Annotated in this window: 23 protein-coding genes; 15 read left to right on the top strand and 8 right to left on the bottom strand. The window is 65.5% G+C overall.

The features are described 5' to 3' along the window. Nucleotides 1-2: 2 nt before the first annotated feature. Complete coding sequence (gene dapF / locus ACVIYL_RS10200; protein WP_456778437.1) at nucleotides 3-887, bottom strand: diaminopimelate epimerase; 885 nt, start codon at nucleotides 885-887, stop codon at nucleotides 3-5. A gap of 183 nt (nucleotides 888-1,070) precedes the next feature. Here dapF and ACVIYL_RS10195 point away from each other — a divergent pair, with 183 nt between their 5' ends. Next, on the top strand, nucleotides 1,071-1,781 hold the full coding sequence (locus tag ACVIYL_RS10195; protein ID WP_028340834.1) for a GyrI-like domain-containing protein: 711 nt from the start codon (nucleotides 1,071-1,073) through the stop codon (nucleotides 1,779-1,781). 5 nt (nucleotides 1,782-1,786) lie between these two features. Then, nucleotides 1,787-2,527 carry an SIMPL domain-containing protein gene (locus tag ACVIYL_RS10190; protein WP_456778436.1) on the top strand — a complete coding sequence of 247 codons (741 nt, stop codon included), beginning with the start codon at nucleotides 1,787-1,789 and terminating at the stop codon, nucleotides 2,525-2,527. Between the two features lie 248 nt (nucleotides 2,528-2,775). On the opposite strand, the gene ACVIYL_RS10185 is transcribed toward ACVIYL_RS10190, so the two are convergent. Further along, nucleotides 2,776-3,840, bottom strand: a complete 1,065-nt coding sequence (locus ACVIYL_RS10185; protein WP_456778435.1) for an MBL fold metallo-hydrolase — start codon at nucleotides 3,838-3,840, stop codon at nucleotides 2,776-2,778. 426 nt (nucleotides 3,841-4,266) lie between these two features. Here ACVIYL_RS10185 and ffh point away from each other — a divergent pair, with 426 nt between their 5' ends. The 3 genes from ffh to rimM all read left to right on the top strand — a co-directional run bounded on the left by ffh (nucleotide 4,267) and on the right by rimM (nucleotide 6,772). Further along, on the top strand, nucleotides 4,267-5,814 hold the full coding sequence (gene ffh / locus ACVIYL_RS10180) for a signal recognition particle protein (RefSeq protein WP_456778434.1): 1,548 nt from the start codon (nucleotides 4,267-4,269) through the stop codon (nucleotides 5,812-5,814). Nucleotides 5,815-5,899: 85 nt separating this feature from the next. Next, a complete protein-coding gene (rpsP, locus tag ACVIYL_RS10175) occupies nucleotides 5,900-6,232 on the top strand; it encodes a 30S ribosomal protein S16 (RefSeq protein ID WP_016847621.1) in 333 nt (110 codons plus the stop codon). A gap of 18 nt (nucleotides 6,233-6,250) precedes the next feature. Continuing rightward, nucleotides 6,251-6,772 carry a ribosome maturation factor RimM gene (gene rimM, locus ACVIYL_RS10170; RefSeq protein ID WP_225163579.1) on the top strand — a complete coding sequence of 174 codons (522 nt, stop codon included), beginning with the start codon at nucleotides 6,251-6,253 and terminating at the stop codon, nucleotides 6,770-6,772. 13 nt (nucleotides 6,773-6,785) lie between these two features. Here the strand turns inward: rimM and gcvA are convergent, their stop codons facing one another. Then, nucleotides 6,786-7,697 (bottom strand): transcriptional regulator GcvA, encoded by a 912-nt coding sequence (gene gcvA / locus ACVIYL_RS10165; protein ID WP_456778433.1) that lies wholly within the window; start codon nucleotides 7,695-7,697, stop codon nucleotides 6,786-6,788. Between the two features lie 171 nt (nucleotides 7,698-7,868). On the opposite strand from gcvA, the gene ACVIYL_RS10160 reads away from it, so the two are divergent. From ACVIYL_RS10160 to ACVIYL_RS10135, 6 genes are all read left to right on the top strand, one after another. After that, on the top strand, nucleotides 7,869-9,068 hold the full coding sequence (locus ACVIYL_RS10160; protein WP_456778432.1) for an MFS transporter: 1,200 nt from the start codon (nucleotides 7,869-7,871) through the stop codon (nucleotides 9,066-9,068). A gap of 133 nt (nucleotides 9,069-9,201) precedes the next feature. Beyond that, nucleotides 9,202-10,284 carry a zinc-binding dehydrogenase gene (locus ACVIYL_RS10155; protein ID WP_456778431.1) on the top strand — a complete coding sequence of 361 codons (1,083 nt, stop codon included), beginning with the start codon at nucleotides 9,202-9,204 and terminating at the stop codon, nucleotides 10,282-10,284. A gap of 9 nt (nucleotides 10,285-10,293) precedes the next feature. Beyond that, the gene (gene trmD, locus ACVIYL_RS10150) at nucleotides 10,294-11,055 is read left to right on the top strand and encodes a tRNA (guanosine(37)-N1)-methyltransferase TrmD (protein WP_456778430.1); all 762 of its coding nucleotides are present in this window, start codon (nucleotides 10,294-10,296) and stop codon (nucleotides 11,053-11,055) included. A gap of 109 nt (nucleotides 11,056-11,164) precedes the next feature. Continuing rightward, the gene (gene rplS / locus ACVIYL_RS10145; RefSeq protein ID WP_018269387.1) at nucleotides 11,165-11,545 is read left to right on the top strand and encodes a 50S ribosomal protein L19; all 381 of its coding nucleotides are present in this window, start codon (nucleotides 11,165-11,167) and stop codon (nucleotides 11,543-11,545) included. Nucleotides 11,546-11,904: 359 nt separating this feature from the next. Next, nucleotides 11,905-13,311 carry a 3-isopropylmalate dehydratase large subunit gene (leuC, locus tag ACVIYL_RS10140; protein ID WP_456778429.1) on the top strand — a complete coding sequence of 469 codons (1,407 nt, stop codon included), beginning with the start codon at nucleotides 11,905-11,907 and terminating at the stop codon, nucleotides 13,309-13,311. Nucleotides 13,312-13,481: 170 nt separating this feature from the next. Further along, nucleotides 13,482-13,691, top strand: a complete 210-nt coding sequence (locus tag ACVIYL_RS10135) for a hypothetical protein (RefSeq protein ID WP_016847629.1) — start codon at nucleotides 13,482-13,484, stop codon at nucleotides 13,689-13,691. 125 nt (nucleotides 13,692-13,816) lie between these two features. Here the strand turns inward: ACVIYL_RS10135 and ACVIYL_RS10130 are convergent, their stop codons facing one another. Further along, on the bottom strand, nucleotides 13,817-14,323 hold the full coding sequence (locus tag ACVIYL_RS10130; RefSeq protein WP_456778428.1) for a hypothetical protein: 507 nt from the start codon (nucleotides 14,321-14,323) through the stop codon (nucleotides 13,817-13,819). A 158-nt stretch (nucleotides 14,324-14,481) separates the two neighbouring features. Here ACVIYL_RS10130 and ACVIYL_RS10125 point away from each other — a divergent pair, with 158 nt between their 5' ends. After that, nucleotides 14,482-14,775, top strand: coding sequence for a DUF1330 domain-containing protein (locus ACVIYL_RS10125; RefSeq protein ID WP_456778427.1), 294 nt, complete (start codon nucleotides 14,482-14,484; stop codon nucleotides 14,773-14,775). A 75-nt stretch (nucleotides 14,776-14,850) separates the two neighbouring features. Here the strand turns inward: ACVIYL_RS10125 and ACVIYL_RS10120 are convergent, their stop codons facing one another. From ACVIYL_RS10120 to ACVIYL_RS10110, 3 genes are all read right to left on the bottom strand, one after another. Then, complete coding sequence (locus tag ACVIYL_RS10120; RefSeq protein ID WP_456778426.1) at nucleotides 14,851-15,186, bottom strand: hypothetical protein; 336 nt, start codon at nucleotides 15,184-15,186, stop codon at nucleotides 14,851-14,853. A gap of 127 nt (nucleotides 15,187-15,313) precedes the next feature. Beyond that, nucleotides 15,314-15,547 (bottom strand): hypothetical protein, encoded by a 234-nt coding sequence (locus ACVIYL_RS10115; protein ID WP_057020951.1) that lies wholly within the window; start codon nucleotides 15,545-15,547, stop codon nucleotides 15,314-15,316. Between the two features lie 556 nt (nucleotides 15,548-16,103). After that, nucleotides 16,104-16,430 carry a hypothetical protein gene (locus ACVIYL_RS10110; RefSeq protein WP_057020952.1) on the bottom strand — a complete coding sequence of 109 codons (327 nt, stop codon included), beginning with the start codon at nucleotides 16,428-16,430 and terminating at the stop codon, nucleotides 16,104-16,106. Nucleotides 16,431-16,545: 115 nt separating this feature from the next. Between ACVIYL_RS10110 and ACVIYL_RS10105 the strand changes: the two genes are divergently transcribed. From ACVIYL_RS10105 to ACVIYL_RS10095, 3 genes are all read left to right on the top strand, one after another. Then, nucleotides 16,546-16,944 (top strand): metallopeptidase family protein, encoded by a 399-nt coding sequence (locus tag ACVIYL_RS10105; protein WP_016847635.1) that lies wholly within the window; start codon nucleotides 16,546-16,548, stop codon nucleotides 16,942-16,944. 87 nt (nucleotides 16,945-17,031) lie between these two features. Further along, nucleotides 17,032-17,634 (top strand): 3-isopropylmalate dehydratase small subunit, encoded by a 603-nt coding sequence (leuD, locus tag ACVIYL_RS10100; RefSeq protein ID WP_028336269.1) that lies wholly within the window; start codon nucleotides 17,032-17,034, stop codon nucleotides 17,632-17,634. A 93-nt stretch (nucleotides 17,635-17,727) separates the two neighbouring features. Then, on the top strand, nucleotides 17,728-18,519 hold the full coding sequence (locus ACVIYL_RS10095) for a hypothetical protein (protein ID WP_456778425.1): 792 nt from the start codon (nucleotides 17,728-17,730) through the stop codon (nucleotides 18,517-18,519). Between the two features lie 166 nt (nucleotides 18,520-18,685). Here the strand turns inward: ACVIYL_RS10095 and ACVIYL_RS10090 are convergent, their stop codons facing one another. Further along, a complete protein-coding gene (locus ACVIYL_RS10090; protein WP_310883409.1) occupies nucleotides 18,686-19,564 on the bottom strand; it encodes an HpcH/HpaI aldolase/citrate lyase family protein in 879 nt (292 codons plus the stop codon). Between the last annotated feature and the right edge of the window lie 26 nt (nucleotides 19,565-19,590).

Raw genomic sequence — 19,590 nt, 5'->3', positions numbered from 1 at the left:
AATCAAGCGACGCTGGCGAACAGCGCCGGATCGAAGCGGCCCTCATACTCGAAATCGGCGGTGCCGGTCATCAGCACGTGATCGTCGCGCTCGCGCCACTCGATGCCGAGCTTGCCGCCGGGCAGCGTGATCTCGACGCTGCGATTGGCACGCTTCAGCCGCGCCGCCGCGACCGCCGTCGCGCAGGCCGCCGAGCCGCACGCTCTGGTGAGGCCGGCGCCGCGTTCCCAGGTGCGGATCGTGATGTGGTCGCGATCGACGATATGGGCGAGCGTGATGTTGGCGCGCTCCGGAAAGATCGGGTGGTTTTCCAGCAGCGGGCCGAAACGTTCGAGATCGTAGGCATTGACGTCATCGACCCAGAAGATCGCATGCGGATTGCCCATCGAGACCACCGAGGGCGAATGCAACACCGGATTGTCGATCGGCCCGACCTGCAGCTCGATGTAGCGGGTGTCGCGAAATTCCTCAGCCAGCGGAATGTCCTGCCAGCCGAACTTCGGCGCGCCCATGTCGACGGTGTAGAGATCGGGCGCCGGCCCCTGCCAGCAATTGAGCAGGCCGGCGCGGGTCTGGAACGTCACTGATGTCTGGCCGGTCTTCTCGAAGATCCGCCGCACCACGCAGCGCATGCCGTTGCCGCAGGCCCCGGCCTCCGAGCCGTCATTGTTATAGATCGAGATGAACGCTTCGGTGCCGTCGAGCCGAGGCGGCTGCAGCACCATCAGCTGGTCATAGGGCACGCCCGCCGGCGAAGCCACGGCGCGCGCCTCCGCCGCCGACACCTGTGCCCGACCTTGTGCCGCTGAATCGCGCAGGTCGACGACGACGATCTCGTTGCCGATGCCGTTCATCTTGGCGAATGCGTGATTGGCGAGCGCGCTCATCGATTTTCCCAAATTCTGCCCGGTTATATGGCGAGTGGTGGCCAGTTAGCCAGCCTGAATGGCCCCATGACACATCTGTCATGGGACGAATGCAGAACTTGCGTGTTAGGAATATCGCACCTCGCGGACCGCGCGCCGGGACAGATCGAGCGGCCGTCTGGGGAAGGGGATGGAGAATAGCCAATGAACCGTATCAACACGCTCCGCGCGGCCTTGGTCGCGCTGCTGCCCTTGGCCGCGATCGCACTGGCAAGCCCGGCCCCCGCCCAGTCGCCGTCAGCCTCGCCCGCTCCCGCAGCGAGCCCGAGCCCAACCCCGGCGCCTGCACCATCGGCGACGCCGGTGCCCCCGCCGGCCGAGACCAAGTCGCCGGCCGACAGCCCGGCCGCAGCGCAGACCCCGGCGCCGGCGCCGGCAGCCCCGGTGCAGACCGCCGACCCCTTCGGCGAGCCGTTCACGCTGGAGCCGAAAAAGGTCGTGATGCTGAAGGGCACCGCCAATTGGGATTCCGCCTTCGACGCGCTGATCGAGGCGTTCAAGCAGCTCACCGCGCTGCTCGACAAGGACGGCGTCAAGGCAGCGGGCAATCCGATGATCGTCTACACCTCGACCGACGACACCGGCTTCACCTTCATCGCCGAGATCCCGGTCGATCAGGACGTCAAGAACCTCGGCAAGAACATGAGCATGGGCAATTCGCCTGACGGCAAGGCGCTGAAGTTCGTCCATCGCGGTTCCTACGACAACATGGATAACACCTATGAGGCGATCACCAACCACCTCGACGACAAGAAGCTCGAAGCCAAGGACACCTTTATCGAGGAATACATCACCGATCCGCTGAAGACCGCGGAGGACAAGCTTGTGATCAACGTCTACGTACCCCTGAAGTGAGCCAGATGACCCATCGCCTTCTCCTTGGCCTCCCCTTCGGCCTCTCCTTCGCCGTCCCCCTGATCGCGACCACGCTGCTGGCTGCGCCCGTACTGGCCAATGACGACTTTCCGCCGGCGGTTTCGGTCACCGGCGAGGCGACCGTGTCGGCGCCGCCCGACCAGGCGCAGCTTGACGCGGGCGTCACCACCGACGCCAAGACCGCACGCGAAGCCGCCGAAGCCAACAATGTGACGATGGGCAAGGTGCTGGCCGCGCTGAAGGGCGCCGGGATCGCGGAGAAGGACTTTCAGACCTCGCGGCTGTCGCTGCAGCCGCAATTCGCCAATCGTGGGCCGTCGTCGCCGAACGCCCCGCCCAGCATCGTCAGCTACCATGCGAGCAATCGCGTCACGATCAGGCTGCACGATGTAAGCAAGGTCGCCAGCGTCATCGACGTGCTGGTCGGCGCCGGCGCCAACGATATCGGCGGGCTCAATTTCTCGGTGTCGCAGGCCTCGAAGCTGCTCGACGAGGCGCGCGAAAAGGCGATCGCCGACGCCCGCCGCAAGGCCGAGATCTACGCCAAGGCCGCCGGCGTCACGCTCGGTGCGCCCGTGAATATTGCGGAGGTCGGCTCGGCGCCGGTACCGGTGTTCCGTCCCAAGATGGCAACGGCCGGCTTCGCCGCGCCGACGCCGGTGGCGCAAGGCGAGGAAACGCTGACGGTCAATGTCAGCGTCTCCTGGGCGATCAAGGAGAAGTAAGAGGCTACAGATCTCTCGTCTCCTTCCCCCCTGAAAGGGGGGAAGGTCGGGATGGGGGTCAGCCGCAGGCTCCGCTGCAAGTGGAGGGAGCAGATCCCCACCCGCTTTGCCCTGACGAGCAAAGCGACCTCCCCTTTTCAAGGGGGTGAAATCGTAGCCCGGATGAAGCGCAGCGCAATCCGGGGCCGACTTCTCCGCGGATGGACTTTCCCGGATTACGCTGCGCTTCATCCGGGCTACTTATCGCTCTAAATCTCGAACACCTGCCCGGGCTTCAACGTCAGAAACTTCTCGCGCGGCACGCTCGCCGCATCGAGCGCTTCGCCAAGCGCGATCGCGGGCGCGTCGATCGCCTCGTCGGTCAACTGGAATGTGCCGTGGTGATGCGCCAGCGCCTGGGCGGCGCCGCAATCGGCCAACGCCTTCACCGCATCCTCCGGGTTCATGTGCTGGTCGCGCATGAACCAGCGCGGCTCATAGGCGCCGATCGGCAGGATCGCGAGCTGCAACGGTCCATACGCCTCGGCCACCCGGCGGAAATGTCCTCCGTCGCCGTAGCCGGAATCGCCAACGATGTAGAGCTTGCCGGCCGGCGTCTCCAAAACAAAACTCGCCCACAACGCCTTGTTGCGATCGAACAGCCCGCGCGCCGACCAGTGCCGCGTCGGCACCAGTGTCACGGCAAGGCCATTGCCGAGCTCGACGCGCTGATGCCAGTCGAAGGCCTCGGCTTTGATCGCGGCATCGGATGCGCGCATCGTGACGTCGTTGCCGAGCGGTGTGATCACGCGAGGACCAAATGCCCCCGCGAGCTTCGACAGCGTCGCGACGTCGAGATGGTCGTAGTGGCCGTGCGACACCAGCACGACATCGATCCTGGGCAGTTTATCGAATGCGATGCCGGGATCGTTGTGCCGCTTCGGCCCGGCGAAGCTGAACGGCGAGGCCCGCATCGACCACACCGGATCGAACAGGATGTTGAGGCCCGCGGTCTGGATCAGCCAGCTGGCATGACCGACGAAACAGAGCCGCACCTTGTCGCCCTCGATGCGGGGCGGCGGCGTATCGGCATGGGGGCTCGGCGCCCATTCCGGCCAGACTGCGCGCTTCCGGCCGCCCCCGAACTGCCAGCGCAGCACCTCACCAAGCGATTTCGGCGGCGAGCCGTCCGGATCGAAGAAGTGCAGGCCGTCGAAATGATCGGAGACGGGGCCGTCGTAGGTTTTCATGGTCGTCATCCAGATCGAGGGCACGCCGATTGCGGCGGCGGCTCCGGTCAAGGTTGCAAGAAGGCGGCGGCGGGTGATCAGCACGCGGGTTCCGGAATAGGAGGCAGGCTCCGGTTATATGGGTGGCAGCGGCGAATTCGGAACCAATAGGGCAAATCGACGTGATTTCAGTACCTTACTGTCCAGACTGAGCGGATTTCAGCGAAACTTTCCTTGACTTTGCCGCCCCGGCAGCGTTTAACCCGGCCACTTTCTCGGAAAGCTCCGTCTTTTCGACCCGCCGACTGGTCCTGGAGGCCAGAGGCCAACGCCCGACAGCGCGATGCGCCCTCGGGCGCGAAAGTGTTTGGATTTCCTTCTCCCTCGCCCCGCTCTTGCGGGGAGAGGGTCGGGGTGAGGAGCTCTCTCCGCGCACTGCGCGTGTGGATAGCCCTGTACCCCCTCACCCGCCGCGCAAATGCGCGGCGACCTCTCCCCGCAGGCGGGGAGAGGTAAAAGAGGACAACGGCATTGTTCGACAATCTGTCGGAACGGCTTGGTGGCATTCTCGATCGTCTGACGGGGCGCGGTGCGCTGACCGAAAAGGACGTCGATGCCGCAATGCGCGAGGTGCGCCGCGCGCTGCTCGAGGCCGACGTCGCGCTCGAGGTGGTCCGTAGCTTCATCGACCGGGTCCGCGAGCAGGCGATCGGCGCCACCGTCGTCAAGTCGGTGACGCCGGGCCAGATGGTGGTGAAGATCGTCCATGACGAGCTCGTCGCCACGCTCGGCTCCGACGGCCAGACCATCGATATCAACTCCGTGCCGCCGGTGCCGATCATGATGGTCGGTCTGCAAGGCTCCGGTAAGACCACCACCACCGCAAAGCTCGCGCGCCGCATGGTCCAGCGCGACAAGCGCAAGGTGCTGATGGCCTCGCTCGACGTCTACCGCCCGGCGGCGATGGAACAGCTCGCGGTGCTCGGCCGCGACCTCGACATTCCGACGCTGCCGATCGTCGCCGGCCAGATGCCGCCGCAGATCGCAAGGCGCGCGTTGGAGGCCGGCAAGCTCGGCGGCTACGACGTCGTGCTGCTCGACACCGCCGGCCGCACCACGCTCGACGAAGACATGATGAAGGAGGCGGCCGAGATCAAAGCCGCCGCCAACCCGCACGAAGTGCTGCTGGTCGCGGATAGCCTCACCGGCCAGGACGCGGTCAACCTCGCGCGCTCGTTCGACGAGCGCGTCGGCCTCACCGGCATCGTGCTGACGCGCGTTGACGGCGACGGCCGCGGCGGCGCCGCGCTGTCGATGCGCGCGGTCACCGGCAAGCCGATCAAGCTGATCGGCACCGGCGAAAAGACCGACGCGCTGGAAGACTTCCATCCGAACCGCATCGCCGGCCGCATCCTCGGCATGGGCGACGTCGTCTCGCTGGTCGAGAAGGCCGCCGCCAATATCGACACCGAGAAGGCCGCGCGCACCGCCGAACGCATGCGCAAGGGTCAGTTCGACCTCAACGACATGCGCGAACAGCTGCAGCAGATGGCCAATATGGGCGGCATCGGCGGCCTGATGGGCATGATGCCCGGCATCTCCAAGATGAAGAACCAGATCGCGGCGGCCGGCATCGACGACAAGATCTTGAAGCGCCAGGTCGCGATCATCGACTCGATGACGCGGCAGGAGCGCAAGAACCCGGACATCCTGAAGGCGAGCCGCAAGAAGCGCATCGCGGCAGGTGCTGGCCAGAGCGTCGAGCACGTCAACAAGCTGCTGAAGATGCATCGGAACATGGCCGACATGATGAAGGCCATGGGAAGCGGCAAACGCGGCCCGCTCGCCGGCATCGCGCAGGCGATGGGATTCGGCGGCGGCATGAAGCCGCCCTCGGCCGAGGAGATGAAGGCGCTCGCCGAGAAGATGCAGGGCGGCGCCGGCGGCGGTCTGCCCAATCTGCCGAAGGATTTGCCGGCCGGGCTGCGCGGCGGCTTGCCAAACGTGCCGGGCCTGACTGGCCTTTCCGGCAAGCCGATGCTGCCGGGCCTCGGCGGCTTCCCGGGCAAGAAGAAATGAGGAATTCGTCGCGACGGCTCGCATACGGCCGGAGCAACGCGGAATGCCAATCAATCGAACACATCGAACTTTGAAGGAGAACTGAATGTCCGTTGTTATCCGCCTCGCTCGCGCAGGCACCAAGAAGCGTCCCGTCTATCACGTCGTCGTCGCCGACTCGCGCTTCCCGCGCGATGGCCGCTTCATCGAGCGTCTCGGCCACTTCAATCCGCTGCTGCCGAAGGACAACGAGTCGCGCCTGAAGCTCGACATGGACAAGGTGAAGGCCTGGCTCGCCAAGGGCGCGCAGCCGTCGGATCGCGTCACCCGCTTCCTCGACGCCGCCGGCGTCAAGAAGCGCGCGCCGCGCAACAACCCGGAAAAGGCCGTGCCGCGCAAGGAGCGCAAGGCGCAGGCCGAAGCCGCCGCCAAGGCTTAAGGCTGAACGGCGACCACGGTGGCTGCACCGGTCTGTGTCGCCCGTATCGGCGCTGCGCATGGCGTGCGCGGCGCCGTCAGGCTTTGGACCTTCACCGAAGATCCGCTGGCCGTGAAGGACTACGGTCCGCTGATGACCAAGGACGGCACGCGCCAGTTCGAGGTCACGCATGTGCGTGAAGCCAAGGACCATCTGGTGGTGACGCTGAAGGGCGTCGCCAGCCGCGATGATGCCGAACGGCTCAACGGGCTCGAGCTCTACGTTCCGCGCGACCGGCTGCCGGACACCGACGACGGCGAATACTACCACACCGATCTGATCGGGCTCGCCGCAGTGACGACGACGGAGCAGCCGCTCGGCAAGGTGATCGCGATCCATAATTTCGGCGCTGGCGACATCATCGAGATCGCCCCGCCGCAGGGCGCGACGATGCTGCTGCCGTTCACCAATGCCGTGGTGCCGACTGTCGATCTCGACGGCGGCCGCGTGGTGATCGACCTGCCCAAGGAAATCGACGGCGACGATCCGTCGGCCGCCTGACCGAGAATAATTTTCAACCCGTCATCCGGCCCTGCTGCTCGAGCCAGTCGCAGAACACCGCGCTGTGCGGATCGTTGCTGCGCCCCGCCGGGAAGTAAGCGAAGTAGCTCCGCGCCGGCAGGCTGACATCCGGAAACGGCGTCACCAGGCGCCCGGCCGCGAGATCGTCCGCGATCAGCGCGGTCGGTCCCATCGCGACGCCGAGACCATCGAGCGCGGCCTGGATCGTCAGATAGAAGTGATCGAAGGTCAGCGCGGCCGCCGGCTCCAGCGCGGATTGCCCGGCCTCGGTGAGCCAGTCGCGCCACAGCCGCGGCATCGACGTGACATGCAGCAGCGTGTGCCTGGAGAGGTCCGCGATCTCATTGAGCCGCAGCTGCGCCAATAGCGACGGACTGCACACCGGCAATCTCCGCTCCGACACCAGGAAGCGCGACGAGAAGCCGTGGAAGGTGTCGGGACCACCGCGGATCACGACGTCGAATGATTCAGACAACGCATCCACCGGATCGTTCGACGTGCTCAGGCGTACCTCGATATCCGGATGCTCGGCGCGAAACCGGCTCATCCGCGGCAGCAGCCAGCGCAGGCTGAAGGTCGCGAGCGCATTGACGCGCAACACCGCGACCGCCAGATCGCCGCGCCGCTCGCGATGCTGCTGCACGGCGGCGGAAATCCGGTCGAGCGCGGGCGCGAACTCTGCCAGCAATGCCGCGCCTGCCGGCGTCAGCACCACGCGCCGCACCGATCGCCGAAACAGCGACGGCGCCCCCAGCCATTCCTCGAGCAGGCGGATCTGCTGACTGACCGCGCCATGGGTCACGCTGAGCTCAGCGGCGGCTTCCTTGAAGCTGCCTAGCCGGGCGGCGGCCTCGAAGGCACGCACCGCATTGAGCGGCGGCAGGCTGCGGCGTGGGACGAACATGATCCCTCAATACAAGATTTTCTAACGTATGATCCGATTATTCCTGATTTGTGACAAGCGCCTTGGCGGCGCATACTGCCATGCAAGCTCCTTGTATAGCTTTCTTTTCTGAGGTCCCCTCCTGATGCTCGCCTGCGCAATCTTTAGATTTTCTTGCATTGGAGGGCGGCAATGAGCGTGTCGGCCGAAACCGGCACGACGCGGCCCGACCGTGCCCGGTCAACCCGCACCCTGACCGTGACCGGGCTCAACCACGCCCTCCACGACGGCTACACCGACGTCATCTACGTGCTGCTGCCGGTCTGGCAGGCCGAATTCGCGCTGAGCTACGGCCTGCTGGCGCTGCTGCGCGGGCTCTATGCCGGCGCCATGGCCGGGCTGCAGATTCCGGTCGGACGCATCGCGGAGCGGATCGACGGCAAGGTGATCCTGATCGCGGGCACGGCGCTGTCGGCAGTCGGCTACGCGTTTGCTGGATTCTCCGGCGGCGTCATTGGCCTCGGCCTGGCGCTCGCGCTCTCCGGCGCGGGGTCGAGCACGCAGCATCCGATCGCTTCCGCCGCGGTGTCGCGCGCCTATGGCGCGGCGGCGCGCGGGCCGCTCGGCATCTACAATTTCTCGGGCGATCTCGGCAAGGCGGCGATCCCGGCCCTGACCTCGATCCTGCTGGTGATCATGTCGTGGCGGCACGCGCTGCTCGTGCTCGCTCTCGCAGGCTTGCTCGTCGCGGTCTGCATTGCGCTCTGGATGCCGGCCGTCGGCAAGGGCGCCGAGCACAAGGCGGCATCAGCATCGCGCGGCGCCAGCACAGGCCGCGGCTTTCACTGGCTGCTCGCGATCGGAATTCTCGACACCGCGGTCAGGATGGGCTTTCTCACCTTCCTGCCGTTCCTGTTGCGCGACAAGGGCGCCTCGCTGCCGACCAACGGTCTCGCGCTGGCGCTTGTCTTCATCGGCGGCGCCGCGGGAAAATTCACCTGCGGCTGGCTCGGCGCACGGGTCGGCACGCTGCGCACCGTGCTGATCACCGAAGGCGGCACAGCGGCGCTGATCGCAGCGGTGCTGGCGCTGCCGCTCGCACCCGCTATCGTGCTGCTGCCGCTGCTCGGCGTGATGCTCAACGGCACCTCCTCGGTTCTCTATGGCACGGTGCCCGAGCTCACCCCCGCGCATCAGACCGAGCGCGCCTTCGCGCTGTTCTATACCGGAACGATCGGATCGGGCGCGATCGCGCCTGTTATCTACGGCCTGCTTGGCGACGCGCTCGGCCCGACGCTCGCCACCGCTACGACCGCGCTCACGGCGCTGGCGATCTGTCCGCTTGCCGTCGCGCTCGCGCGGCATCTCGCTGACGATCCGAAGGCGGCGTGACACAAATGGGTTTGGCTTGTAGCCCGGATGAAGCGCAGCGCAATCCGGGACCGCTCCTCATCGCTGGCAAGATTCCCGGATTGCGCTTCGCTCCATCCGGGCTACTTAAGCAATGGTCTCACGGAGCATCCCAATGACAAGCACGCACAAGGCCTGGCGGCTGCACGCCCACAACGATCTGCGCTTCGAGGATGTCACGACGCCGATGCCCGCGCCCGATGGCGTCGTGGTGCGGATCGAAGCCGGCATGGTGCTGTCCTACACCAACAGGCTGCTGTCCGGCGCACTGCCCTACAGCCTGCCACCGATGCCGTTCGTGCCGGGCACCAACGCGATCGCGCGCGTCGTCGCCGCCGGCGACAACGTCACGCACGTGCAAAGCGGTGACCGCGTGTTCCTGAGCCCGCATCTGCGCGGCGACGTGCCGGATCGCGATCCGCCGCAGATCCTGATCGGCCTCACCGCCACGGTGACGACGCCGGAGGCGCTCGCATTGCAGGCGCGCTGGCGCGACGGCGTATTCGCGGAGATCGCGCACTGGGCGGCCGCCTGCGTTACGCCACTTGCCAATCTCGACGATAAGCGGGCGACCGAGCTGATCGGGCTCGCAAAACTGATCGTGCCGTTCGGCGGCTTGCAGCGCTCCGGCCTGCGCGGCGGCCAGACCATCATCGTCAACGGCGCGACCGGCTATTTCGGTTCGGGCGGCGTGATGCTCGCGGTCGCGATGGGTGCGGGCCGCGTCGTTGCGGTTGGACGCAAAGCTGCCGCGCTCGAGCAATTGCGCGATGCGTTCGGCCCGCGCGTCATTCCCGCTGTTGTCAGCGGCGATGCCGCAGCCGACCTTCAAGTCATTCGCCGCGCCGCTGGCGGCAGCGCCGATGTCGCGCTCGATTTGCTCGGCGCCGCCAAGAGCACGTCGACCACACTGTCCTCTCTGCGCGCGCTCAGGCGTGGCGGCCGGATGGTGCTGATGGGCAGCGCCGAGGTGCCGCTCGAACTCTCGTTCCGCGAGATGCTGGCCAATGACTGGGAGGTGGTCGGGCAGTTCATGTACGACCGCACGGCACCAGGCCAGCTCGCCGGGCTCGCCGCCGAAGGCCTGCTGGACCTGCGCAAGATCAATGTCGCGACCTTCAAGCTTGCCGACTTCCGCCGCGCGGTGGACGCGGCCGCCATGATGCAGAGCCTCGACCTCACGGCCGTGGTGCCGTAACCAGAGGCCATGACATCGCAAGACACCACAGCCCAGGCGACACCATGGCGCGCCACCGTGCTGACCCTGTTCCCGGACATGTTTCCGGGGCCGCTCGGCGTGAGCCTCGCCGGCAAGGCGCTGGCTGGCGGACTCTGGGCGCTGGAAGCGCGCGACATCCGGGCCTCGGCCACCGACAAGCACCGCAGCGTCGACGACACGCCGGCCGGCGGCGGTCCGGGCATGGTGCTGCGGGCCGATGTGCTGGCGGCGGCGATCGACGCCGCCGATATCGTGCCTGACCGCCCGCGCCTGCTGATGAGCCCGCGGGGTCGGCCATTGAGCCAGGCCCAGGTCGCGGAGCTTGCGGCCGGCCCCGGCCCCCTCATCGTCTGCGGCCGCTTCGAGGGCATCGACCAGCGGGTGATCGAGGCGCGGGGCCTCGAGGAGGTCTCGATCGGCGATTATGTGCTGTCCGGCGGCGAAATCGCCGCGATGGCCCTGATCGACGCCTGCGTCCGCCTGCTTCCGGGGGTGATGGGCAAGCAGGCCTCGGGAACCGAAGAAAGCTTTTCCGAAGGACTACTGGAGTACCCCCAATACACCCGACCGCAGGAGTTCGAGGGCCGGCCAATCCCCGAAATCCTGATTTCCGGCGATCACGCCAAGGTCGCGGCCTGGCGGCTGGCCCAGTCCGAGGCCCTGACCGCGGCCCGGCGGCCCGATCTCTGGGCCCGCAAAGCCGGCCAAAAAGCCGCTCGGCGAGGGACAAAAAACAAGACAGACGGGTGACAAACCCTGCGCTTTGCCTTATACGGGCGGCCAAATCCGCACCCGCGCAGGATAGATGGACGTTTGCGCAGCCCGCGAAAGGCTGGGCGCGCCGCCGATGGAGATTTCAATGAACCTTATTCAGCAGCTCGAAAAAGAGCAGTTCGACAAGCTCGCCGCCACCAAGGATATCCCGGAATTCGGACCCGGCGACACCGTCATCGTCAACGTGAAGGTGGTCGAAGGCGAGCGTACCCGCGTGCAGGCCTATGAGGGCGTTTGCATCGGTCGTTCCGGTCAGGGCCTCAACGAGAGCTTCACCGTGCGCAAGATCTCCTACGGCGAAGGCGTCGAGCGCGTCTTCCCGGTGATGTCGCCGATGATCGACTCGATCAAGGTCGTGCGTCGCGGCAAGGTTCGTCGCGCCAAGCTTTATTATCTGCGCAACCTGCGCGGCAAGTCGGCCCGCATCGTCGAGAAGCAGGACCGCCAGACCGCCGTCGGCGAGTAACGTTTCCCTCAGGGGATGTGACCGAAAGCGCGGGGCCTGCCCCGCGCTTTTTTGTTGCGGCATACCTATCTGACGTGCAGGCCCGCGCATGGATCGATTGTCGCGGCTATAAGCCCTGTGTTAGAAATTTAGAATGGTTCCGGATCAAGCAAGCCAGCGCTGTCCAAGTCAGACCTGCAAGCGCGTCGTGATCGACGATCGCTCGCGGCTGCCCGGCCGCTTCTTCGGGCGCTTTGCGACGTCGGCAACATCAGAGCTTAGACGCGCAGCGTAACGCTGCCTCGACGCTTTCGCCTGCCCGCGCGCTTAAGACGCGCTCATGCCATTCCACCACTGAATTTCTTCTGGAGCTGAAGCTCATGTCCAAACCGACAACGCTGTACGACAAGATCTGGAACGACCATCTGGTCCACGAGGCCGACGACGGCACCTGCCTGCTCTATATCGATCGCCACCTGGTGCACGAGGTGACCTCGCCGCAGGCGTTCGAAGGGCTGCGCGCCGCCGGCCGCAAGGTGCACGCGCCCGAGAAGACACTCGCCGTCGTCGACCACAACATCCCGACCACCGACCGCTCGAAGCCGAACCCCGATCCTGAGAGCATCGAGCAGATGCGGGTGATGGCGGAGAACGCCAAGGAATTCGGCATCGAGTATTACAATGAGTTCGACAAGCGCCAGGGCATCGTTCACGTCATCGGTCCGGAGCAGGGTTTTACGCTGCCCGGCACCACCATCGTCTGCGGTGACAGCCACACCTCGACGCATGGCGCGTTCGGCGCGCTCGCGCACGGCATCGGCACCTCCGAGGTCGAGCATGTGCTGGCGACGCAGACGCTGATCCAGAAGAAGGCCAAGAACATGCGCGCGATCGTCGACGGCAAGTTGCCCGAAGGCGTGACCGGCAAGGACATCATCCTGGCGATCATCGGCGAGATCGGCACCGCCGGCGGCACCGGCTACGTGCTGGAATATGCCGGCGAGGCGATCCGTGCGCTCTCGATGGAAGGCCGCATGACGGTCTGCAACATGTCGATCGAAGGCGGCGCGCGCGCCGGCCTGGTTGCGCCCGACCAGAAGGCGTTCGACTTCCTGCGCGGCCGCCCGAAGGCGCCCAAGGGCGCCGCCTGGGACGCCGCGATGCGCTACTGGGAGACGCTGCGCTCCGACGAGGACGCGCATTTCGACCACGAAATCCGGCTCGATGCGGCCAAGCTGCCGCCGATCGTCACCTGGGGCACGAGCCCTGAGGACGTCATCTCGGTGACCGGCTTCGTGCCCGATCCCGACAAGATCGCCGATGAGGCCAAGCGCATCTCCAAGCATCGCGCGCTGAAATATATGGGCTTGTCCGCCGGCACGAAGATCACCGACATCAAGCTCGACCGCGTCTTCATCGGCTCCTGCACCAACGGCCGCATCGAGGATCTGCGTGCCGCCGCGAAGATCGCCGAGGGCAAGACCGTCAACGCCAACGTCAACGCGATGATCGTGCCGGGCTCGGGCATCGTGAAGGAGCAGGCGGAAGCCGAAGGCCTCGACAAGATCTTCATTGCGGCCGGCTTCGACTGGCGCGAGCCGGGCTGCTCGATGTGCCTTGCGATGAACCCGGACAAGCTGAAGCCGGAAGAGCGCTGCGCCTCGACCTCGAACCGCAACTTCGAGGGCCGCCAGGGCTTCAAGGGCCGCACCCATCTGGTGTCGCCCGCGATGGCCGCAGCCGCCGCGATCGCCGGACACTTCGTCGACGTCCGCGACTGGCGGTAAGGCAAGCGCCAGATTCTTTTTTGACGCGTTTTCTTCACGCGAACCGGGACACTTCGCTCGAAAACGCTATTGCTTCGTCTCAAGCTCGAGCCGTTTCGGAAACGGCTCGTTAACGGGGCGCACGCACACTGCCTCCTTGCGAAAACAAGCCTTCGCAAGGAGCGCGTGCCGTGGCCGATAAACCCGAATTCGTCGACATGATCAGCGACGCGACGCGCCAGAAGCGCCGTCGTGCAGTAGCGCGCATCATCGATCCGCTTCCCGAGGTGAAGGAAACCTCGCGCCTCAGCCACTGGCCGCCGGAGCGCTGGACGCAATGGCGGATGGAAAACCTGACGCCGTGGAAGATAAAGTCCTGGAAGCTGAAGAACTGGGATTAGCGTTTCTTTCTTGACGCGGTTTCTTCACGCCAACCGGCATCCACTTCGCTCGAACACGCTTTGGCGCACAAAGAGAGTGACTCAACAAGACGGGCGCCGTGGGGCGCCCGCTGTCATTTCAGACTTTACCAATAGACCCGGTACGGCCGCCAGTAGTGGCGGTGGTGCCACCACGGCCGGCAGATCCGGCGCGGTCCGTAATAGGTCCAGACCACCCGGCAACGGCGGTGATGATAGTAGGCCGGGTAATAGTAGGACGATCCGTAGAAGAAGCGCCGGTGATGGAAGTGCCGGCGATAATAGAGCCGATAGCCGTAGCGGTAACCGCCGCCATAGAAGCGGTGATAACCGCCATAATGGCGATGGAAGCCGCCATGGCGATAGCCGCCATGGAACGCCGGCGCGGCGCGGAAGCCGCCACCATGAAAACCTCCGCCGCCGTGGCCGCCACCGCCGTGCCGGACCTGGGTCGTCATGGCATCGGCCGCAGACCTTGCCGCGGGCGCGGCGGCCGGGCTCGCCAGCGACAGCGCTTCGGCGCGCTGCTGCGAAGCAACCGACAATGCGAAGACAGCGGCCGCCGCAACGCCGAGACGGCGCACCAATCCGCGCCGCAAATAGCTCTCCCTCATCTCTGAACCTCCCTGACAACGGCAACGAGCACCAAGCTGCATGGCAGCCGGTTTCATTGCGTTCATTGCAGTCGCTCCCGGCATGACGCTAGAAATCGCTGAGTGAATGCGCCATGAACGCGCAAAACGCTGCGGCGAAACGTCCGGGAGAAACGTCAGTGACTGTCTATGTGATCGTGCAACTCAAGATGACCGATCGCGCCGCCTATGATCAGTATCAGGCGCGCTTCTTCGACGTATTCAGGAAGTTCAACGGACGCCTGCTGTCGGCCGACGAACAGCCCGCGGTGATCGAGGGCAGCTGGGATCGCGACAAGCTGGTGCTGATGTCATTCCCTGACGAAGCCGCATTCCGTGCCTGGTCGGAGTCGCCCGAATATGTCGAGATCTCCAGGGATCGCAAGGCGGGTGCGCAGGGCATTGTGCTGCTGGCGAAGGGCTTCGCGCCCTGAGACGGATGGAGCAGCTCCGATCGGAGCTGCTCTCTTGTTGCACGGCTGATGTCGCGCACGGCGCGACTGCGTGCATCACCAGAACGGGCCGAACCCGAAGCCGAAGGTGAATGGCGCCGGCGCAGCATAGGGGTACGGCCGATAGTAATAGGGCCGCCCGTAATAATAGGAGCCGTACGGCCGATAATAGGAATAGGGCCGGTAGTACGGCCGGTAATAAGGACGGTAGCCGTAGTGATAGTGGCGACGATGGTAATGATGATGGCGCTGCGCGCTGATATCCGTTGCCTTGCCTGCTTGCCGCTGCGGTGCCGCGGCCTGCGGCTTGGCTGATGCCGCGGCGGTTGCCGATGCCGGCGCCGTCAACGCGAATGTACAAGCGACAGCCGCGAGACCGATCCATCTCATCATGATCAACTCCTGCAGATTGCGATGGATATCATCTCGCGTGGGCGAATCTGCCGGTTTGATGGCTGAGAACGACAACAGGCCCGCTGCTCACGGGCCTGTGTCTCAACTGCGCTAATACGCCGCGCGATCAACGGCGCCAGTGGCGACGATGCCCCCAGCCGCGGTGATGTCCGCGATGCCAGCCACGATGCCACCCGCGCCCACCCCAGCGTACCTGCGTGGTCGCCTGGTTCGCGTTGTCCTGAACCGTGGCGGCTGTGCCCGGCGTGGCGAGCGACATCGCGCTTGCACGCTCGGCCGGCGCCGCCAACACCAACACGGCACCGACAGCCGCGAGCCCCAGAACCTTCATCGCCTTCATGAATTGTCTCCTTGATCCCTTGAAGTCACGTCTTGCAACGACGACTCGAACTTCTGCTTGACGCGTTTTCCTCACGCGAACCGGTGTCCATCCCGCATCACGTGCGGGACAGGCTCCGCTGGAAACGCCTGGGCTTTCGAATCGACGCCGTTGCCGCGACGCAGATCGCTAGCAGAATGCGGACGACGTGAATGGGAAGTGAATGACTGCGCCACGAACATGAATGCCGCCGGCGCGATCAGGTTCCGGCACTGCGCGATGATTTTTCGCGTTGGTGCGCAAACGACATAGACGATGGTCGTATCTCGCCTTCCGTTTGTTGCAGGAGATTGCCGTGACACGAACAAGCCCACGCAGATCGATGTTTCAAACAGCCCTCGCGGCGCTCAGCTGTTCCATCATGCTCGGCGATGTCGCGCTCGCCGCCAAGGACCGGGCGACGACATCGGCACCGCAAGCCATCGCACGCGGATGCTGATGGCGGCGGCGGTTTATGGGCGACAGGTTTGATCGCGGCTGTTGCGATGATCGGCGCAACGCGCCGACATACGCGTAACTAGCCCGGCCGCCAGAAGCAGTTCATGCGCGGCGTGATCACGGTACCGCTCGGCCGGTGCTCCTGCACATAGGTCGCGGTGCAGTCGCGCACGGCGTTCGGACCGGGGTTGTAGCGCGGGATGACATCGGGTTCCCAATGATCGGGCCGGGACCGGTAGATCGGCACGCGCTTCAGCCGGCGGCGCTCGACGACGCGCGTGCGCGCGACCGGTGCCGCCTCGCCGACGCGCGCCTCAGCCGCCGCGCTCTGTGCCTGCGCCTTTGTCGCCGGGAGCGAGAGCCCGACTGCTACAGCCAACAGCGCTGTCGCCACGATCCGTTTCATTACGCCCACCCAAGCTCGATTCTTGAGCCCCATTCGTGGGCGGCACGGTCTCCCATTGCGCCGCCAAGGTCAACTGCGCTGGCGCCGCAGATAGCACTCGCGCTAAAGGAGTGTCATGTGGACCACAGAAAAAGCCCCCTCGCTGGCCGAGATGGAGGCCATGGCGCACGAGGTTTTCGAGCGCCTGCCCAAGACGTTCCGGGCCCTCTGCGAGGGCCTGATCATCCGCGTCGACGACTTTCCGACCGACGAGGTGCTCGACGAGATGCAGGCCGAGAGCGAGTTCGACCTGCTCGGCCTGTTTCAGGGCATCGGCCTGCCGCAGCAGAGCCATAGCGACGTGGCCCGGCTGCCCAACCTGGTCTGGCTGTACCGCCGGCCGATCCTGGATTACTGGGCGGAGCACGACGAGACCCTCGGCCACATCGTTCGCCACGTGCTGATCCATGAGATCGGGCACCATTTCGGCCTCTCCGACGCCGATATGGAGGCGATTGAGGCCGATGCGGGCTAGCCCTGCAGAAATGGCCCTTTTACCGCTGTCACATTCGCGATAAACATCCGGCAGATATCCGCTATTTTTTGCCCGGGAAGAGCACCGATGGACAAGTTCACCACGCTGGAAGGCGTCGCGGCGCCGCTGAAGATCATCAATGTCGACACCGACATGATCATTCCGAAGCAGTACCTCAAGACCATCAAGCGCACCGGCCTTGGCAAGGGGCTTTTCTCCGAGCAGCGCTACAAGGATGACGGCAGCGAGAACCCGGATTTCGTCCTCAACCAGCCCGCCTATCGCAACGCGAAGGTGCTGGTCGCCGGCGACAATTTCGGCTGCGGCTCGAGCCGCGAGCACGCGCCCTGGGCACTGCTCGACTTCGGCATCCGCTGCGTGATCTCGACCTCGTTTGGCGACATCTTCTACAACAACTGCTTCAAGAACGGCATCCTGCCGATCCGCGTGTCGCAGGAGGACCTCGACAAGCTGTTCGACGACGCCGAGCGCGGCGCCAATGCGACGCTGACCATCGACCTCCCCAACCAGGAGATCCGCGGTCCCGACGGCGGTAAGGTCAAGTTCGAGATCGACCCGTTCCGCAAGCACTGCCTGATCAACGGCCTCGACGACATCGGCCTGACGATGGAAAAGAAATCGTCGATCGACAGCTACGAGACCAAGCTTAGGGAACGCGCCTGGGCTTGAGGCTCAGCCCATCATCGTGCCCCGGTGCCGTCAGGCGCCGGGGCTTTTCTTTGCCGAATTCGCTCGCCGCAAACCCGCTGATAGCTGACGCGCATGCTGCCTGATATCGTCACCTTCTGGCACGGCTCGATGGACGCGCTGCGCCAGACCTGCCTGCGCTCGCAGGCGGCGGCGGGGCACAAGGTCACCGTCTACAGTTTCGATCCGATTCCCGGCCTGCCCGACGGTATCGGCAATGCCGAAGCCGAAGCCGTGCTGCCGCATTCGTTCGCGGAGAAGCTGCGCCCGGCGGAGCCCGACGGCTCGTGGCGCGACTGGACCATGCTGCAGTTCAGCGACTTCTTCCGCATGCGGCTGATGGCGCGGCGCGCCGGTCTCTGGCTCGACGCCGACGTGCTGCTGCTGAAGGGCGTCGAGCTCGATCCGGCAAAGCCCTATTTTGCCTGGGAGCGGCCGCGGCAGCTCGGCAACTCCGTGCTGTATCTGCCGCCCGACGATCCGATCGTGCGCGCCTTCGATGCGCTGATGCAGCAGGACGAGCTGATCCCGGACTGGCTGGCGCTGCGCCACCGCCTGACCTTTGCGATGCGCCGGCTGCGCGGCAAATCCAACCGCCTCGCCGACATCCGTGTCGCGATCTACGGCCCGGCGGCCCTCACCGCGCTGGCGCGCCGCGCGGGCGAGTTGCAGCACGCGCTGCCGAAGCGATCATTCTACGCCGTGCATGCCGAGCCGAAGCTGTTCTTCGAGCCGTCGGATTTTTCGCGCTACCTGAACGATCCCGCGATCATCGGCCTGCACATCTCGCCGAAAGGACGCGGCAAGGAGGCGCCGATCCCGGGCAGCCTCTACGCGTGGGCAGCGGAGAGGTTTGGGGCGCGATAATCACCCTCCCCTGGAGGGGGAGGGTCGACGCGAATGAAATGAGCGGCGGGGTGGGGTGACAGTCTCTCCACGCATAATCTGCTCGTGTTGAGAGATTACCGCACCCCGGCTCGCATTTCGCTACGCTCAACGCGATCCGACCCTCCCCCTCCAGGGGAAGGTGGAATTAATGCCCCATCGCGGCGATCGCATCGGCGATCGCGATCGTGCGCCTGGCCATCTCGGCGTGCAGGCGCTCGACCATGCGGCCGTCGAGCTGGATCGCGCCGCGCGAGGCGTTCTCCGGCTTCTCGAAGGCGGCAATGATCTTGCGCGCCTCGGCGACCTCGGCCTCCGGCGGCGTGAAGATCGCGTTGCAGGCATCGATGTGGCTCGGATGGATCAGCGTCTTGCCGTCGAAGCCGAGATCGCGGCCCTGCGCGCATTCCTCCGCGAAGCCGTCGACATTGCTGATGTCGCTATAGGGCCCGTCGAGGATCTCGAGCCCGTGCGCGCGGGTCGCCAGGATGCAATGCGTGATCATCGGAATCATCGCCGCGCGGCCCGGCTTCATCCGGATCCGGGTTTCGCGGGCAATGTCGTTCGGCCCGAACACGAAGCCGGCGAGCCGGGTTTCGGAATCCTTCGATGCCGCGGCCAGCTTGTCGGCGTCGAGCACCGCGCGCGCGGTTTCGATCATCGCCCAGACCCGGATCGAGGCAGGCGCACTGATGTCGCTGAGGCGATCGGCGACGGCGTTGAGATCGTCGACGGTCGAGATCTTGGGAACCAGGATCCCGTCCGGCTGCGACTTGCCGGCCATGCCGATGTCGTCGACCCACCAGGGCGTGTCGAGCGCGTTGATGCGGATCAGCACCTCGCGCTTGCCAAAGCCCTTGGCCGCGACCGCCGTGGCGATCTGCTCCCGGGCTGTGGCCTTGGCGTCGGGGGCAACGGAATCCTCCAAGTCGAGGATAATGCCGTCCGCCGGCAGCGTCCGGGCCTTTTCCAGCGCCCGTGCATTCGATCCCGGCATGAACAACAAGCTGCGGCGCGGACGGGTCATCGACATTCTCCTGGGGGCTCGGGCTC

Source organism: Bradyrhizobium sp. USDA 3315, assembly GCF_054056795.1.
Note: the sequence above shows the minus strand (reverse complement) of the source record. Positions and strands in the feature narration are given on the sequence as shown.